This is a genomic window from Marinobacter sp. ES-1 (genome assembly GCF_000475255.1).
GTDB classification, from domain to species: domain Bacteria; phylum Pseudomonadota; class Gammaproteobacteria; order Pseudomonadales; family Oleiphilaceae; genus Marinobacter; species Marinobacter vinifirmus.
The window spans coordinates 71,266-89,010 of sequence record NZ_AXBV01000053.1; the positions used below are offsets into that span (position 1 = coordinate 71,266).

Genomic DNA, 17,745 nt, shown 5'->3' on the forward strand with positions numbered 1-17,745 from the left:
CGGAAAAAATTGTACGCTAAGCCTTTGGCATCAATGATATCGACACCATTTTTTCCACAATTCATAAAGTTGCGCAGTAATTAGTCGACGACTGGCCCTTGCTAAATAATTTTCATTTCAGCATGAGTTGTGCTTTAAAAATTCAATTCTGCAACTACACTCATTGGGCGAACAGAGCGAGAAATCCGCCGTTAATTCCAATAGCGGGTACGCGAATGAATATCAGCTCTTAGGGGAATATTATGTTAAATTGTCTATTCACCGCTGAAGAACTAACCCCCCAATAACCCCTGCGCAAAATGCCCAGTAGCAAACGCCAGCCCCGCTGCGGCCGTACCCATGATCAAAGTCCGGAGTCCTGATCGCATTGCTGGTAAGCCATAGACGATACTTTTAAGCATTCCGATACCCAAGAAGACGACGCCTGCCAAACCAAGACTCGTCAGGAACTGAATCTGACTCTCCATACCCGGGATGGCATAAGGCAGTAAAGGTAAAGCACCAACCGACAAAAATGCGGCGAAGGTAGTCAACGCGGCTCGGCGTGGGCTGAGTCCGGCACCCGAGAGTCCGTACTCTTCTCGCAACATGGTTGCTACCCACACATCGGGATTACGACTGATAGCCTCCACTACTTGCTCCAGCAATTCGCCGTCGAATCCCTTCGCCTGAAACAGCTGGCGAATTTCCTCACGTTCACCTTCTGGCACAGCACGGATATGTTCACGTTCTGTGCGTTCAGCAAATTTGATCTGATTCAACTGCGCCTGGCCCGCTTCGTAATTACTTACCGCCATGCTGAAGCCGTCTGCAATCAGGTTTGCAAAGCCGAGTACCAACGCAACCTGTGGCGAGAAACCTGCGCCGAACGCACCCGATACAACCGCAAACGTTGTAACGCAGCCATCGATGCCGCCAAGCACAGCATCTGGTAGCGTCGAGGCCTTAACGGGACCAGCAAGCCGTGCACGAACGGCATTAGGCTGGTGCTCGCTGAGCAGTCTTTCATTTTCTGTGGATGGCATCTTTCAGCTTCCTGTTCAGGACGCGATTTGGTGCTTTGGGATTATAGGCTCAGTTCGACCTTGTCACTTTATCTGTCAATATACATCTTCAAGATAACGTCCCTGGCCTCTCAGAGTTTCAATATCGATGTGCAAGGGTTTGAGAATGTCTTCTATAACCTGCCGCACAGCCGCCGCCATATCCCGGCCACCACAGACCAGTATCTGCGCACCGGTGTTAACCATCTGTCGCACGGCTAATTCATCCTGTTTGAGCTTATCCTGCACGTAGGCGCGCTCGTCTGTTCTTGAGAAGGCTGTGTTCAGCCCGCTCAGTCGATGATCCTCAAGATAGCGCCCAAGCTCAGGTTGGTAGAGAAAATCTGACCTGGCATCGCGACCGCCCCAGTACAGATACATAGGGTTGCAACTGGTATTGTTTCTGATGAAACCGGTTAACGGACCAATGCCGGCACCTGCACCGATTAGGATAACTGGCTGGCTACCTGTAGCTGGCCGAAAGCCTGGATTGGGGCGGATGAAGCCATCGATACAATCACCCGGCTTGAGGTCATGCAAATAACCGGAGCAAAGACCGCCGGCCTGCTTACGGACGCATATCTCAACAATTTCGTCATTTGCCGAGGACGCGAGCGAGTAGAACCGCGGGGGTTGACCGTGTGGGGGAATAACCCCCAAAAGGTCTCCCGCCTCGAACGGTGGCAGCGCTTTAAATCTTCTTGGAGAAGCCGTTAGCCATCCGCCCTGCTCCGCCGGTTTGAACCGGAAGATACTGGTGGGCGCCTGAACCGCAATCCCGTAATCCGCCCTTTCTACCAGTTCCAGTTTGACCGTTGCTGGCTGCAATGCACAGTAGTTCAAGAAAAGCGGAGTACCGATAACCTCACCAACCCGGTTTCCCCACTCACTGAATTGCGAGGCAGAACACCGATCAATCAGTTCAATGGCGTGCAAACGGCTGACGCCTTTACCGGCGAGCGCAGTATCCACCGACAAGGCAAACTGACAGAAGTTCGGAAACTGCCGGTCACCAAAACCCAGTACCGTGTATCGCAGGTTCTTCTCAGCCCGGAATTCTTTGAGCCTGGCCATAAACTGCCGGGCCGATGCGGGTGCATCACCATCGCCGTATGTCGAAGTCAGCACGAACAGCCTGGAAGCCTGCGGATACTGCTTAGCCAGGGCATTCATCTCGCTGCAATGCACGCGGAAACCGGCCTTATTCAGGCTGCTATGGAGTTCCCGGGCAAATCCCCAGGTGGCATTACCTTCGGAGCCGACCAGAATAATTGTATCCGCCTGAGCGGCATCGGCGTTGTCAGGAAGCTGCCCTGAAGACCGGCGACGCTGCCACCAGATGGTTGCACCTGTTATCGAGAGAGCTGGCACAGTCAGTGCCGCAGCGCCAAGAATCAGGCCAAGCCACCATAGGCCTTCACCGGTGTGCAAACGTACAATCCAGTCCTGCAATACGCCGCTGTCAGAGCGCGGCTGGAACTGCAGCAACTCGCCCGTAGCCTGGTCCACGAATCCGGAGCCGCCGGCGGTTGACAGCGAATAGACGTCCTGCGGATCACCGGGATAGGGAAACACCAGTTCCCGGAGTTCGCCAAGATCGAAATTGCCTAGCGCTTTTAAGGTGCCCACAGGCGATGGTTGCCCGCCCGAGACCTCAGCCGGAAACCCTGGCCCTGTGTCAGGCGCTTCCGGCAGCAAACCAAAGCGCTGTGCCGACATATAGCTACCGGTCAGAGCGGATAACAGTAGGCCGAGCACGGCAAACCGGGCCAGCTCGGCATGGATTCGTTTCCCGCCTGAGCCGGAAAGCGGTCTTAATATATTCTTCCAACCCCCGGTACGCCGGGCTATCAAAAATATTCCCGAAAGACACAGAAGCACCATCAAAACAGCCAATACGCCGGCCAGCGCTCTACCGGCATCATCCAGCATAAACGCACGATGCAGATCCTTGATCCAGCCAAAGAATGCGGAAGGTTCGTAGGGCGTGCCCTCACCTGTTACCGGATTCACCAGATCCGCACCGGCCTGGCCGTCACGGCTGTAATAGACAATGACCTTGCCAGAAGGCTCTCGCACGATCTGCTCAGTCCCGGGATAGTGAGCAACGACCCGGTCTGCCAGCTCGGCAATACTGACTTCACCGGAAGCCGGAATGACCGCTGACACTCTATCCAGCGTCGGAGCCAAAGCCAACACAGCTCCCGTGACCGAGAGAACGATCAGGAACACGCCTGCAAGCAAACCCGGTAAACTGTGGAACTTGCGCAACATAATAGCCGATGCTCCTGGTGAATTATTGAAGCTCGTAGGTCAGAGCGCGCACGTAACCACGTCCTGAAACCGGCTTTCCGGACCCTTCGGTGGTCAGGGGGGCTATCACATCGGCTCTGATATCGCGCATATCTTCAACAGCAGAGTCGACTCGAACCTCATAGCCGTTGTCGATCAGCGAATCATCGAGGTTCAGAGTCACTTTCAGCGTGCGGCCACTGGTAACACTGGCGCCAGTCAAGCCGTCATACTCTGCAGGATCAAGCCCACTGCCCCGGGCCCAGCCTCCCAGGTGTTTGTAGTATTTAGATTTCTTCCCGGAAACCCAAAGGGTACCCTGATACTCTCCGGCGGCATCGGTAAGATACAGCGCCAGATAGGCTCCATCGCCGCCGTAATTCTGTAGTTCCGTAGTGAAGGTCACGTCACGGGCCTGGGCGAATACCGGTAAAGCCAAGGCGGCGAAAAGGCTGCAAGTGAGAACAAACGTTTTCATAAATGGTCTCCAAAAACCTGATGAACGTTAAAGGAACAGGGCAAATTCGCTCAGTTACTCAACGGTAACCGTGGGACGCCCCTTGACGATGCCGTTGCGTGGCGCCTGACTTTTGGGATTGTCCTGTCCATTTTTCCTGTTGCCGCGGTCCCTCTCCTCATCGTCACTGTCTTCACGCTCCCATTTCATCATGGTCAATGAAGCGGGCGCGAAAGAGGCTTCTGCCCTGACCCCATCGGCATCGAGGCCCCGGACTTCATAACAACCGTCGTCAACCTTTATTCGGTGAACTGTCCAGCCTTCGGCTTCCAGCTTTTCACGCAGATTTTCACGGGGCTGCCAACTCGCCACCGGATCATCGCAGTCGTCATCGGCCACTGCGGTACCGCTCAGAAGTAACAAAGACAGGCTCAGAATAATGGGTTTGGTCTTCATGGTGTCTCTCCTGCTGGTTGTGTTAAATCCACTCTAAGGCGCTAACCTGACAACGACCTGAACAAACGAGGCCATTTCAGCGGAACTGAAAAGCTTCTTTATGGAAGCGAGTCAGGCGGAAGGGTGCTGCCCGCAAGCCGTTTCTAATGGCTTCCCCCAGCCCTGCCGGGCCGCAGAACCAGACCTCTGCGCCTGCTGCCGAGCGTCCGTTGGTAGACAACGTCTCGGCAGACAACCTCTGCCCCTTGCTGCTGTCATGAATCTCGAGGTGTATCCCGGGAAAGCCATCGCAAAGCGCCCGAAGTCGATCCACCATGGGATCCTGGCCGGCGTTGCGCGTGCAGTAATGCAGATCGGCTTCAGGCACGGTGGCGTCGGTGGCGCTGCTTAGAGCTTCGAGCCAGGCCAGAAACGGCGTGATCCCGATGCCACCGGCTATCCAGATCTGGTGGGATTTGCGGTTGCGGCGATCGAAGTTAAAACAGCCGTAAGGGCCTTCTATATTTACGGTTTGCCCCACGCTGATTTTTTGGCTCAGATTGCGGGTGAAGTCGCCGAGCGATTTAATGATGAACGTAACCGTGCCATTTTCCCTATCGGCACTGGCAATCGTGAACGGGTGCGCGCCCTCTAGTCGGTCGAAGGTCACAAAGGCGAATTGCCCCGCACGGTGACCGGGCCATGCCGGCCCCATGTGGCAGGTAACTTCGGTGACGTCCCGGTCTGGTGTTTTGATCGCGGTGACCATGCCGCGAACCTGGCGACGACGACCAACTCTGCCGGTCAGGGATAGCCCGCTGGCGATGCTGCCGCCAAAGAGCAAAATGGCCATCAGCACACCGATTGGCTGCTGCCACCATTGCAGCGGAGTAAGCCACGCCGCGTGGAAAGCGAGCAACAGATAAAGCACCGGCATGCCGCGATGCAAATAGCGCCAGTATTTGTAGGGGAACTTGCGCAACAAGGTGATCAGCAGCATGGCGAACAGCAGATAGATGGCGAACTCCCCTACCTCTTCCGCCGCATCGCGCATGGTGTCGATGAACCCGGAATAATCCTGATCGTGCAGCTTGCCGGCTTTTCCGAACACCGACTCTATTACATCGTCACCCATTTCAATCAGCCAATGGGCGGCGGCGAATACCACTGCCAGAATGCCCGCCCATTTGTGGGTGCGATAGATCTGATCCAACCCGCCCAGCGGTCTCTCCAACCAGGCTGGGCGCAGTGCCAACATCATGGCTAGTGACATCAGAGCAATGGATAACAGCCCACTGAGCAGCAGGCTCTGGTCATAGACTGCCCAGGGAGAACCGGCCCCAGGACCTGCAAAGAGGTTCCAGGCCCATAGGCCCAAAACCAACACAACGAAAGGAAAAATCATCCGCATCATCACATCTCCTGCGATCGGTACCTGGAATATTCCCCCGAAGGCTAGCGCCCAAACCTGACAGCCAGCTGAAGGTCGGTGAAGAGAGATCGAAGCGTTATTGACCATTCAGGCTGTTGTCAGGTTCGAGCTGTAGTATCTTGATTTCAGGGCTGGGTCAGAGGTGAACAATGCGGGTTCTTTTGGTGGAGGATACGGCGGGATTGGGCGAGGCGGTCCGGGATCAGATTGCGGACGACGGCCACGCCGTGGACTGGGTGCAAACTCTGCGCTTTGCTGAGGCGAGTATCAGGACCACAGCCTACGACCTGATTCTGCTGGACCTGATGCTGCCCGACGGCCATGGCTTCGGCTTTTTGCGAACGATCCGGGCTACCGGAATAACAACACCGGTGATCATTCTGACCGCCAGGGATCAGGTGTCTGACCGGATTGAAGGATTGAATGCCGGTGCTGACGACTACCTGGTCAAACCCTTTGATCTTTCGGAGTTGTCGGCCCGCGTGGCCGCGGTGGCTCGCCGATATCGCGGCAATCCAAGCCCGATCATACAAGTGGGCGAGCTGATGATTGATCTTGGCGATCACCGCATCAGTCGCAACGGCCTGCCGGTAGAACTTACGGCACGGGAGTGGGCATTGTTTGAGGGCTTTATCCAGCGACCCGGAATGCTGTTATCGCGATCGCAACTGGAGGATCGTCTATACGCTTTCGGGGCCGAAATCGAAAGTAACACCATCGAAGTTTATGTCAGCCGTCTGCGTAAAAAGCTGGGGCGGGACGCTATCGTAACCGTCAGGGGAATGGGCTATCGCCTGGAAACACATGACCACTAGAACCAGCCTGCAAAAAACACTCGGTATCGGCCTGACACTCGGTGTCACCCTACTCTGGCTGTTGGGCGTGACCGCTTCGGGACTGGTGGCACAGCATGAAATGAACGAGGTCTTCGACAGTGCCCTGGAAGAAACCGCCCAGCGCATACTGCCACTGGCGGTCACCGACATCCTGAACCGTGAGAACGGCGCGGGCAATCAAAAGGCCCCAGCCCTGAAAGACCATGACGAATACCTGACCTATCTGGTACGGGACGAAGCTGGAAATATTCTGCTCCAGTCCCACGATGCCGACCCTGGCGTGTTTAGCAGGACCCCCGCGGAAGGGTTTTCAGATACTCTGACCCACCGGCTATATGGCGTATCTGCAGTCAGCAATACCATCTATCTTGAAGTGGCCGAACCCTTGGCGCACCGGCGTGAATCCGCTCTGGAGGCGGGATTAGCCTTACTGTTGCCTTTACTGGTGCTGATTCCGGTCAGCCTGTTGGGTGTCTGGTGGATTGTCCGGCTTTCCCTTCGTAAGGTGGTCGATTTTCAGCAAGACATTGAATCCCGCGGCGCGGGAGATCTGTCCCCTGTTGTAGAAGAGCAGTTACCCCGTGAATTTGAACCAATCGCCGGTGCCATCAACCGGCTGCTTGAGCGTTTGCATCGTGCTCTCGAATCAGAACGCAGCTTTACCGCCAACAGTGCCCATGAATTGCGAACTCCCCTGGCAACAGCGCTTGCCAAAGTGCAGCGACTGAAAACCAGAATGCCCGATGATTATCTCAAGAATGATGTTGCAGAAATTGAAGAAGCGTTACGCAGTCTCTCGGTGCTGTCCGGAAAACTGCTCGAGTTGGCAAAAGCAGAAGGTGGCGGTGCACTCTCACAAAGCCAGCAGGATCTTGTGCCCATCCTCGCGATGATTGCCCGGGATTTTGAGGCCCAGGCACCCGGGCGAGTTGTTTTATCCCTGCCGGAGCGCGAAGTGAACTCCTTTCTTGATCCCGATGCCTTCGCCATCCTGGTGCGTAACCTGATCGAGAATGCCCTTAAGCATGGTTCCCGTAGCGAGCCGGTGAAGATCAACCTGAACGATAATGGGGTTTTAAGGGTCTGCAATGGCGGTGCAAGAGTGCCACCGGAACAGCTCGCTCTTTTAAGAAACCGGTTTGCACGCGCCAAAACGGACGCTGCAGGTTCTGGCCTGGGCCTCGCGATTGCCGATGCGATTGCTAAAGGTGCCGGCATGACCCTGCATCTCAGATCGCCGGCAACAGGACGGCAGGATGGTTTTGAAGCGGAGCTGAATCTGGCATGTATCTGACACTCACCGACATTGTGCTGCTGACGAGCATCATTCAATCGCTGGCTCTTGCCGTTTTTCTCCTACTTCCATCCAACAGTGGGCTCATATCTAACCGACTCCTGGTTGCCACTCTGGTGTTCTTCGCCGCCGGGTTGGGAGAGATCTTCCTCTATGGCAGCGGGCTTGCGTTCCAGCACCCAAACTTCGCCTACCTCGGGACACTCATCGGGCTTCTGCAAGCAGGCACGCTCTATCTATATGCGCAATCGCTGATGTATCAGAACTTCCGGTTACGCGGGAAGCATCTCGTGCACACGTTGCTCTTCTGGGTGGTCGGCGCAATTTTTCTGGTTGAGTATTATTTGCAGCCGAGCGAGACCAAAATTCAGATTCTGCTTGAACGGGACCACCCGGGCGTACTTACCTCTCCCCTTCTTGCAGTCGCTATTCACGCGGTCTTTCTGGGCTACCTGTGCACGACGATTCGTGCGATCAACCGTTTCGGCCTTGGTATTCGACAGATTTTCTCGAGTATTGAAAACAAACAACTTGCGTGGTTACGGACGCTTCTGATCGGCTATGCAGTGGCCTGGACCGTAAGCATGTTTTACTGCCTTGCGGCGCATGTGTTTAGAAGCGTGCCTGGAACCGAGTGGGTGGCCGGCGCTGGCGCTGTAACGGGCTTCATTTTCATCAATTTTCTGATGATAAACTCTCTTCGCCAACCCGTTGTTTTCTCTGGATTGGCAGCAGACCAGGCCGCCTTGCTGGAAGAAGAGCCCACGCCGCAGTTTGATCAAACTTTAAAGGTCAGGCTCCAACAGTTAATGCACCAGGAAAAGCCCCACTTGCACCCCAACCTGACCCTGGAACAACTTTCACGGAAATTGGGCGCCCCTTCAAGAGAGGTTTCACGGGCCATTAACCAAGGCTTTGGCTGCAATTTCTTTGAGTTCGTCAGTCGCTATCGCATCGACGAGGCGAAATCGCGCCTGGCCGATGCAGCCAATCAGGCAAATATTCTGCAAACTATGTATGACTCTGGCTTCAACTCGAAGTCCGTATTCAACACTGCTTTCAAGAAAGAGACAGGATTTACCCCCAGTGAATATCGCCGACGAGCCCTGCAGGGCGATATCCGACCCTAGCCACGATCCTGAACCTGGCTACCCGGCGTTCGAGTACGCTCTCACCCGATACTGAAACCTCTATCCTTTTGAATTATATATTTTATTTCCAAACCATGGAATCGGTTCGGTTTCGTACTTGCGAACGATTCTTTGGCCTCCCTTCCGTACTCTGATTGCGAAACGCCACCAAACCCGGTGCTCGTGAAGCTCAACGCAATATGAAGAGGTCATGTATGAAAACCAAATTACGCAAAACCGCTGTTCCCGCAGTGGCCGCAGCAATCTTCAGCCTGATGTTTGCCGGTAGCGCCCAAGCTCATTGTGATGCTCTGGACGGTCCCGTGATTACCGAAGCCCGTGCGGCACTGGAGTCAGGCAATGTTAAGCCCTTGCTCAAATGGGTGCCGGCAAAGGATGAGGCCGAAATCAAAAGGGTATTCGCCGATGTGCGCCAAGTCCGCGGGCAAAGCGAAACTGCGAAAAACATTGCCGATCAGCATCTGTTCTCGACGCTCGTTGAGGTTCATCGTGCCTCCGAAGGCGCACCCTTTACCGGCATCAAGCCTTCCGGACAGATTGATCCGGGTTTAATGGCGGCGGATGCGGCGTTGGAAAACGGGCAAATTGATCGCCTCGTGGCAAATATAACCCGCAAGATCGAGAACGGTATTCGTGAGCGTTATCATGAGGCTCAGCGTGCAAGGGCCATGGCTGATCAAAGCGGCGATAAGGGGCGTGCCTTTGTCGCTGACTACGTCAATTACATTCACTATATAGAGGGCGTGCATGGCGCTGCTGGAGGGCAGGGGCACTAATTCCTATCTTCACGCAGACGCAAAGCAGGCTGACGGCCTGCTTTGCGTTGTATTCATTTCCAGTTTCGCCTTCGGCTGAATTGGTACCATCATTCTATTAAGGCGCATCAAAAAACATAAATGAAGCCAACACCAATCTCCGCTTCATAATCATTCCGGGATATCGGGCTATCTGAGACGTCACTCCCATAAACTTCGTAAAGAGCTTCGCCGAAGATCTGCCAGTTCTTGTTCAGGTAGTTCCGGTAATTAACATTGACCCCCGTCGAACGATACCCGCTATCAACGTCGGTTTCTGGAAGACCTGAATCTATCGATTGCCGGGTGTTCACACCAAAGTCCCGGTTGGCTAACTTGCCATCGTGGAACGTTGCAGCCGCGCCAATTTCCCATCCAGTGCCATCAGGCTGGCAAGCCAGGCAGGTTCCTGCGCCGAAAACCCCCAACGTACCGATCTCTCCCGCTGAAACACGACCATCCAGGAAGTAACGCCAGTTTTCTGCAAGAGCGTAACGCACCTCAAGCAACACTGCCGCTCCAGAACTTGATTCACCCAGGCCATCCAGTCTGCCATCCTCGGAATCACCCTCTTCCCGGCCTTCTTCGTAGCCTACCGAGGCTTGAATCAACCACGCATCCCTGGCCAGTGTTCGCCACCCAATGGCCTCACCTGCCCAGAAAAAAAGGTGGTCACCCGTTCGCCACTGAACACCCCCAGCCGGATCGACCTCAAGCTCGAACTCGTCTGAACCCTCATAAGCCGTCTCATACTCAACGCCCAGGCCAAGCCCAACACCCCAGCCATCGCCATCGGTAAAATCAACGACAGAGGGAAGCGGAACCAGAGGGGTTCTCGTCTCCGTCGCATTTACCAACCCAAAACAAGAAATTGCGCCAAGAAATGTGGCGGTTTGCAGAACTGCTTTTATCATGGTTTTTCCCCCATCAAATCGTGAGGGGTTATACGGCGTACGCTTCATTATGGATGCATATTTTAGAGAGGCTGCCGGGCCATAAACCCGGCATTCAAATATCTATTACCCCAGTTTTACGTTCATGGTGATTTCTGCAGTGAATACCGTTTGCCCGTCTTCGTCGATGACAGAAACCGGAACGATTTTTTGTCCCGCACTATCCCAGTCAATTCCTTCTCCGTTTGCGATCGCGCGCAGGTCGGTTTTCGCTTTGGCCAGGTAATTCACGCTCATTGACTGAGGAATCCATCGGGCACCGCTCGGAATTGTCGCATCAGTCATCAGGCCAGCGACTAACTCGGCGGCGTTGCACATGGCAATGGCGTGGACCGTTCCCAGGTGGTTTGTGATTTCCTTCCTGAATGGCACCTTCGCCTCGGCGTAGCCTTGCTTCAATTCGACAAGCGTTGGCTGGATAGTGCTGAAGTAAGGCGCTTGCTGACACATCATGCTGGAAAAACTTTCGGCACCAAAGGCGTTGAATGCTGCGAGTGCTTGGCTCATAAATCGTGATCTCCATGATATTTGGTAGCGACAAGTTACTAAACAGAATAATATTCTGCAAAAGAATAATGTTCTGTTTATGGAGGGGCTGTCAAGGAGTAAACTGCCGTATTAATCGATACAGGAATGAGCAAGAGCCCTTTATGCCTGACGACGATATTCTCGAAAAGCCGTTCCCAGGGCGCAGATCTGCGCTGAAGCGGAACATTCTTGAGAACGCCCTGGCTTGCTTCAATGAGCTTGGCGTGGAAGCCACGACCATCGACACCATCAAGGTTCGGTGTGGCGCCAGTGTTGGTGCTATCTACCATCATTTCGGAAACAAAGAAGGCATTCTGAGCGCCCTATTCTTCTGTGCGCAGGATAATCAGAGAGCGAAACTGACATCAGCTCTGGAGACGGCGAAAACACTGAAAGAAGCTGTCCACCTCATCGTTAAAAGTTATGTGGACTGGGTAACGAGTTACCCGGAGTGGGCTCGTTTCCTTTTTCAGGCTCGATCCGCTGTGGCTAAAGGGCCACATCAGCAGCAACTCAGAGAGCGCAATATTGAAAACTACCGTGAGCTGAGGGAGCTGTTATTCAGGCTGGATTCCGGCGCGAATGAGATTATTCAATGCCAGGAATTACTTCCATCTCTGATCATCGGGCCGGCGGAGAACTTTTGCAGGGCCTGGCTTTCCGGGCGGATCCAGACGTCACCCCTCGAGTATCGGGAACAGTTTGCGGAATCGGCCTGGCGGTCCATTCATAGGTAAGGGCCTGATAATGGCGTTGGAGTCGGGCAGTACCCCGCCCTTATATACATGCTCAGTAGCCTGCGACCGACGAAAGGCTTGAATCCTGCCCTGACTATTCTCCGGCCTTTCTGGCCGATGCTTCTCATTACCGTATCAGGATCTGCCGATGTCTGACCCCTCCTAGTCGCATTAAAGGAGCACCCTCACATCATCGAAGACCGGTCTGAAACGGCAGAAAAACTTGCCGCCCAATCATTCATCCTATTGTACTTGGCAGTACTCATTGATTTTTTAAATAGAAATTAGAAAAATCAATATAACCATATGTTTTTTAATGAAAATATTGGATAACACAATATTGTGAGTCTGTTTGGTAAGTAGGCTGACGAAGTGGCCAAAGGCAAGTATCATCAGTCCATCGCCTTTCTTTAGGCGATAAAAAACCCCAGGACCGAAGCCCTGAGGTTTTACCAAGCGGTAGGGGCCTTCCGCCAAGAATAACCCCCTACCTATATCCACACAGCCAGTAAGACTGATGGGTTGAGAATAGTACAAAACGAGACGCTTGTATGCCAATACCCTTTGGATCTATCGTCCCGTGATCGTAACGCCTCTTACCGTCACCTCACTGGCTATCTCGTACAGGAGATCAGCCATGGTCATCAGACCCGCTGTCTACGTTCGAGCCTACTTCCGAATGGTCAACGGCACGCTTCAGCGTGTTTGCGCCCATTTCCGGAGTTGGCCAAACCGCTAAATGAGGATGATGCCGAGGGCATCCCTGGGCATCGCTAGAATCTTTTCATTGATGTGAGGTGACGCATGTCCAAAAAATACCGAAGCGCTGTAACAGGCCGTTATGTAACCGAGACCTTTGCCAAGAAACACCCGCGGGAAACCGTCGGTGAAAAGAGTAAACCGTCTCGGAAGAAAAAATAACGAAGTCGGCACAAGGACGTGCCCTGGAACCCGCTTCAGGCTCTGGTGGTCTCCCAAGTACACTGCGCATAATCGGCGTTACGTTAAGGTCGCAAAGCGAACATTCAGGTTTTGGAATAACGCCGCGCTCTACGGCAAATTTGGAGCGCAGTGGAAAATATGTCCGGCAGCAGCGCCTTCTTAGGCGATACAAAGCACTGTAGGCAAATCAAATGGCCACCCCAAAAAGGGCACCGATCCCCGCAGTCAGGGCCATTGCCAGGGCGCCCCAAAAAGTTACCCGAGAAGCAGCCACAAGAACGGGAGCGCCCCCCGTTCTTGCTGCTAGTGAGCCCAGCAACGCAAGGAACAAGAGAGAGCTGCTTGGAACAGCCCACATAAGTATGTGACTCGGCAACAACAAAACGATGAGCAGGGGAAGTGCCGCGCCAACCGAGAATGTACCTGCCGACGCAAACGCGGCCTGAATCGGGCGAGCCGTCGATACCTCTGAAATACCAAGTTCATCGCGTGCGTGAGCCCCAAGCGCATCATGCTTCATGAGCTGAATTGCTACTGTGCTTGCAAGCTCTGGATCCAACCCTCGCCTTACGTAGATCTCAGCCAATTCCGCTTGTTCTTGTTCGGGCTCCCTAACGAGCTCTCCACTCTCTCTGGCAAGATCCGCCCGCTCCGTATCAGATTGAGAGCTGACTGACACATACTCACCCGCTGCCATCGACATAGCGCCTGCAACAAGACCGGCAACACCAGCAACCAAGACAGCCTTCGAGTCCGCCCCTGCCGCCGCAACCCCAAGAACCAGACTAGCGGTAGATACAATTCCATCATTTGCGCCCAGAACCGCAGCACGGAGCCAGCCAATCCGTTCTGTCCTGTGCCTTTCAGCATGCCTCATACCAAGTTCCAATTAAAAAGGAAGAGAAAGTTACTAACGTTTGCAGCATGCGCGCCCATGAAATGGAGCCGAAGGCGCAATGTAAAGGGTGGACTTACCCGGGTCCACTAGAAACTTCTAGCCTATGATTAGAGCATAGCAGAGAGTGCCATGAGCAACCAACGTTATCCCGCGGAATTCAAGAATGACGCGGTCTGGAATAGTGTGCGTGCTAATCAGCACGCGGTGCATCGAAAGATCGACCATAAGCAGACCTGAGAACCTGATGGCGATGCTTGAAAATGAACCGGTAAACCGGTGTCAGTAACAAGGTGAACATGGGCAACCTGCATTGAAATTCGACAGTGTCGGTTAGCCTGCATGCCGTCCCGTATCGATCTATGTTCCGATGATGGCGCCACAACCTATTGCAAAACGAGCTGGATTCTTCCGCGAATCCCACTTGTCGATCGATGCTAGCGAAAAAGAACTTGTGTCGATCGATAGGCACGATACCAAACAGGAGTATCCAGCTTGAAAACAGCACCCTACCAGTAGGCCAATCGGAGATTGCCTTGTTTGACCACTCGGAGGGGGCCGTCTGCGGATGAGAGGACTTAGCTCCCTATTGACCCCTTCCATCGTAAACAGCTCAGAGACAACTTCAGGACTGATTTCAAGATTGCTGGATATTTCAAATATCATTGTAGTCAACCGTGGGAGTTAACATGGCAATCACCCATACGCATCAATCGCATCCGGACATTTCCTCGACGATTCTGTCTGGCCTCTACAGCCAGGTCGGCAGGCCATCGATGAAGTCAAGGCAACAGTTTAATACCTGAAATCACCGATGCTCGCCGGTTTGAATGCCGGGCCTAAGTGACTCTGAGCCTCAGAAACGAAACTTACAGGTGGCCGTATAATATCCAGGCGCCCACCGCAACCAGCGTAAGACCGCCGAATATTTCTGCTCGGTGCCCCATCACAGCTCCGATAGCGCGGCCCAGCATTATGCCAATAGTCACCATCAGGGTTGTTGCCAGTCCGATTAAAGCCGCAGCAATCCAGATATTGACGTTGATAAATGCCAGGCTCACGCCCCCCGCCATGGCGTCAATACTGGTACTGAAAGCGGTAATGCAGGTCCGGAGCAAGGACTTTTCCGCCGGCTTTTCTACGCCGTCTTCCTCGGGTTTCATACCCTCATAAATCATATGAAGACCGAGAATCATCAGTAGCGCAAACGCGATCCAGTGATCCCACGCTTCCACATAACCAGATGCTGACTTTCCGATCAGCCATCCTACCAATGGTGTAATGGCTTCTATTGAACCGAAGATGAGACCTATCTTAAAGGCTTCTGGAAGACGAGGGCTTTTTAGCGTCGCACCTCTGCCAATTGCAGCGGCAAAGGCATCTGTGGACATGGCAAAGGCAAGTAAAAGAAGGGTAATCGGGTTCATCTAACTGGCTCCGGTCGGGCATTTCGAGTCCACGATATATCCACACGCCCGACCTTGGGCATGGATATATCGATGGTCTCGCCAACCGAGAGGTGTTCGTACCATGGCATATGGCCAATTATGTTGATACGAACTCTTCCGAACTTCGGAAGCAGGCTACTCCCCAACGAAGCGCGAATATAGCAATCATCCATAGGGATCGCAAACTGCCCTGCCTTCATTGCAGGCTCAGCAAGTTTCCGGTGCGAAAGCGTGGTGTTCGGTGCATTGGTGTAATTCGACCGTTACATGCACCAGGGATCGACACTGGGCCTGAATGCGATCCTTGTAGACCGAAGGCGATTCGGGCTGGTGCGAAACCACCGAAACAATAGCAGCATGAATGTTGGGACCAATCGACCAGACGTGCAGGTCACCGACTTTTGCATCGTTATTTTCGACGGCCTGTTTGACAGTTTTTTCCAGGTCTTGATGCTGTTCGTCAAGGAGCACTTTCGAAGTGTCTTTCAACAGATGCCAGGACCAACGGGTGACCAGAATGGCACCGATGATACCCATCATAGGGTCCATCCAATTCCAACCAGCATATTTTCCGGCTAACAGTGCCACAATGGCCAGAACCGATGTCAGAGCATCCGCAAGCACATGAAAGTAGGCGGCACGGCGGTTATGATCATGGTGAGAATGGTCGTGGTGATGCCCGTGATCATGGCCGTGACTGTGTCCATGGTCATGCTCTGCACCCCCCAATATCCAGGCCGATACGCCGTTGACCACCAGGCCGATGATGGAAACAAAAATCGCACCGTCAAAGGAAATGGGGACTGGCTGTATAAACCGTCCCACGCTCTCGATGACCATGTAGAGGGCGAAGGCTGCCAGTAGAATCGCGCCGGTAAAACCACCAAGCGCATTAACTTTACCCGTACCAAAAGAGAACCGTGCGCTGCCTGCATTCTTCCTGGCATAGGCATAGGCGAATGCAGCAATACCAAGCGCTACTGCGTGCGACCCCATGTGAAGCCCGTCTGCCAACAATGCCATTGAGCCATAAATTATGCCGGCCAGAATTTCCCACACCATCATCGCAAGCGTGAGGCCTACGACAACAAGTGTGCGGGCCTCACCGGAGCGTCTTTTGTCCTGACCAAAAATGTGGTCGTGTTGCCAATGGTCAAGTCGTTCGTGGTGCATGGCAGTGTTCCTGGCGAGCGTGGAATGGCGGTCGGGAAAGCCGAGGCAGTCTTTTGATCTATACCTAAAGGGATATCAAACGGACGCTATGGTAACAAAATAATGGGCACCGCCCGGGTGATCCCACCAAACGACTGTGAAATCAAATCATATTGGAAAGCGGACTTTTTTTGCCACTCGACGCCTTGCTGGCCATGCATAATTTGTTAGCAAGACCGGCCATCCCACCAATCCAACTGCGCCAAAAACGCGGCGAAAACATCACAAACACACTGAGCAATTCCAACCTCCCCAGCAACATAGCAATTATCTAAAGACGCAGTACGAATGTTCGCTTTTGTTTAGTGAGCCTGGGATACGGGACGGTCGCAAAGCGGATGCTCGGCTTGGGGGCTTGCCAAGGCACTGGCTTGTTGCTTGATTGTCAGCTTTTTTTACGTTTATCCCCGGAAAGCTCCCTCTGGAACCTCGGTAACCGGTGATCTGTAAAGTGCTTTTCGGAAAAGGCACGGGTGGTGCATAGGCATTTAGTTATGATGGCTCTGGGTAGGGGGATTTATGAGAACGCTATATACACTCGGGCTGGCGTTTCTACTGGCAGGCTGCGATTCCGGGCGGGGTATTGAAGGCACCTATGTGGCTGACCAATCGGGCTTTGAGTTCATTTTTGATGGCGATGGAACTGTGCGGATGATTGGTTTTTTCGATCAGGCTGTCGAATTTGATTATGAGGTCGCCGATAACGAGATTAAGTTGGTTACGCCGGAGGGAAGGGTGGTGCTGACGCGCCTTGAAAATGGCAACTTTGACAGCCCGTGGGGCGAGATGGTGCGGCAGCGTTAGCGGGGGTGTTCGGCGACAATTAGGATGACCGGTCGACACAAGATCCCCGCGTTAACACCACATGTAATCATAAGCGTCTGGAAGTTGGCCCGCCAATCATACTGGATGAAATGACTGTGATTGGCCTTGAAGCTCCGGAGGAAAGACCTGACTCGAACGTTCGCTTTTGTTTAACAGCAGGAACAAGCGCCACCACATCCCGTAAGCAACGGTCAAAACCAACCTTTCTACAATGCCCAAGAAACTGACAGCGTCCCAAAGCTGAAGTTGTCTTTATGACGCTCGTCTTCACTGGTTGAGGCACGCAGTGTGACCGAGGCCAGCAGGTGATCCCACTGCCAGGCAGAGCCCAGACCAAGCTGACCAATCAGCGGCCCTTCGTCAAAACGATAAGCCCCGGCATTGTCGTCGATGTAGGAATAGCCTACATACTCCACGCCCAGCCCCACATATACTGACCAGCTACTGCCTGAATCCTTGAACGAGCCCGGC

General features: G+C 53.6%; 17 protein-coding genes and 1 riboswitch. Of the genes, 6 read left to right on the forward strand and 11 right to left on the reverse strand.

Going from position 1 to position 17,745, the window contains the following annotated elements:
* Positions 1-272: 272 nt before the first annotated feature.
* The 5 genes from Q668_RS10345 to Q668_RS10365 form a co-directional block, all read right to left on the reverse strand.
* On the reverse strand, positions 273-1,025 hold the full coding sequence (locus tag Q668_RS10345) for a VIT1/CCC1 transporter family protein (protein WP_011784790.1): 753 nt from the start codon (positions 1,023-1,025) through the stop codon (positions 273-275).
* Between the two features lie 75 nt (positions 1,026-1,100).
* Positions 1,101-3,317: a PepSY domain-containing protein gene (locus Q668_RS10350; RefSeq protein WP_022989539.1), complete on the reverse strand. Its 2,217-nt coding sequence runs from the start codon at positions 3,315-3,317 to the stop codon at positions 1,101-1,103.
* Between the two features lie 22 nt (positions 3,318-3,339).
* A complete protein-coding gene (locus Q668_RS10355) occupies positions 3,340-3,813 on the reverse strand; it encodes a DUF2271 domain-containing protein (protein WP_011784788.1) in 474 nt (157 codons plus the stop codon).
* 54 nt (positions 3,814-3,867) lie between these two features.
* On the reverse strand, positions 3,868-4,248 hold the full coding sequence (locus Q668_RS10360) for a PepSY domain-containing protein (RefSeq protein ID WP_011784787.1): 381 nt from the start codon (positions 4,246-4,248) through the stop codon (positions 3,868-3,870).
* A gap of 76 nt (positions 4,249-4,324) precedes the next feature.
* Entirely contained in the window at positions 4,325-5,641 is a 1,317-nt protein-coding gene (locus tag Q668_RS10365) for a ferric reductase-like transmembrane domain-containing protein (RefSeq protein WP_011784786.1), read from the reverse strand.
* Positions 5,642-5,808: 167 nt separating this feature from the next.
* Between Q668_RS10365 and Q668_RS10370 the strand changes: the two genes are divergently transcribed.
* From Q668_RS10370 to Q668_RS10385, 4 genes are all read left to right on the forward strand, one after another.
* A complete protein-coding gene (locus Q668_RS10370; protein ID WP_011786648.1) occupies positions 5,809-6,474 on the forward strand; it encodes a response regulator transcription factor in 666 nt (221 codons plus the stop codon).
* On the forward strand, positions 6,464-7,789 hold the full coding sequence (locus tag Q668_RS10375) for an ATP-binding protein (protein ID WP_011786649.1): 1,326 nt from the start codon (positions 6,464-6,466) through the stop codon (positions 7,787-7,789). The genes Q668_RS10370 and Q668_RS10375 overlap by 11 nt, the downstream gene beginning before the upstream one ends.
* Positions 7,780-8,919 carry a helix-turn-helix domain-containing protein gene (locus Q668_RS10380; protein WP_022989540.1) on the forward strand — a complete coding sequence of 380 codons (1,140 nt, stop codon included), beginning with the start codon at positions 7,780-7,782 and terminating at the stop codon, positions 8,917-8,919. Before Q668_RS10375 ends, Q668_RS10380 begins: the two co-directional genes overlap by 10 nt.
* A gap of 215 nt (positions 8,920-9,134) precedes the next feature.
* Entirely contained in the window at positions 9,135-9,716 is a 582-nt protein-coding gene (locus Q668_RS10385; protein ID WP_022989541.1) for a DUF6448 family protein, read from the forward strand.
* 107 nt (positions 9,717-9,823) lie between these two features.
* On the opposite strand, the gene Q668_RS10390 is transcribed toward Q668_RS10385, so the two are convergent.
* Both Q668_RS10390 and Q668_RS10395 read right to left on the reverse strand, forming a co-directional pair.
* Positions 9,824-10,648, reverse strand: a complete 825-nt coding sequence (locus Q668_RS10390; protein WP_022989542.1) for a MipA/OmpV family protein — start codon at positions 10,646-10,648, stop codon at positions 9,824-9,826.
* 105 nt (positions 10,649-10,753) lie between these two features.
* Positions 10,754-11,194 (reverse strand): hotdog fold domain-containing protein, encoded by a 441-nt coding sequence (locus Q668_RS10395; protein ID WP_022989543.1) that lies wholly within the window; start codon positions 11,192-11,194, stop codon positions 10,754-10,756.
* A 143-nt stretch (positions 11,195-11,337) separates the two neighbouring features.
* On the opposite strand from Q668_RS10395, the gene Q668_RS10400 reads away from it, so the two are divergent.
* Entirely contained in the window at positions 11,338-11,952 is a 615-nt protein-coding gene (locus Q668_RS10400) for a TetR/AcrR family transcriptional regulator (protein ID WP_022989544.1), read from the forward strand.
* 1,129 nt (positions 11,953-13,081) lie between these two features.
* Here the strand turns inward: Q668_RS10400 and Q668_RS10405 are convergent.
* From Q668_RS10405 to dmeF, 3 genes are all read right to left on the reverse strand, one after another.
* Positions 13,082-13,771, reverse strand: coding sequence for a VIT family protein (locus Q668_RS10405; protein ID WP_022989546.1), 690 nt, complete (start codon positions 13,769-13,771; stop codon positions 13,082-13,084).
* Positions 13,772-14,658: 887 nt separating this feature from the next.
* Positions 14,659-15,216: a manganese efflux pump MntP family protein gene (locus Q668_RS10410; protein ID WP_022989547.1), complete on the reverse strand. Its 558-nt coding sequence runs from the start codon at positions 15,214-15,216 to the stop codon at positions 14,659-14,661.
* Positions 15,217-15,224: 8 nt separating this feature from the next.
* A riboswitch (yybP-ykoY riboswitch) is annotated at positions 15,225-15,393 on the reverse strand.
* A gap of 51 nt (positions 15,394-15,444) precedes the next feature.
* Positions 15,445-16,410 carry a CDF family Co(II)/Ni(II) efflux transporter DmeF gene (gene dmeF, locus Q668_RS10420; protein WP_022989549.1) on the reverse strand — a complete coding sequence of 322 codons (966 nt, stop codon included), beginning with the start codon at positions 16,408-16,410 and terminating at the stop codon, positions 15,445-15,447.
* Positions 16,411-16,968: 558 nt separating this feature from the next.
* On the opposite strand from dmeF, the gene Q668_RS10425 reads away from it, so the two are divergent.
* A complete protein-coding gene (locus Q668_RS10425; protein ID WP_022989550.1) occupies positions 16,969-17,253 on the forward strand; it encodes a hypothetical protein in 285 nt (94 codons plus the stop codon).
* Between the two features lie 227 nt (positions 17,254-17,480).
* Here Q668_RS10425 and Q668_RS10430 read toward each other — a convergent pair.
* Positions 17,481-17,745, reverse strand: a 265-nt coding sequence (locus tag Q668_RS10430) for a lipid A-modifier LpxR family protein (RefSeq protein WP_152521777.1), incomplete at its 5' end; no start/stop codon positions are given.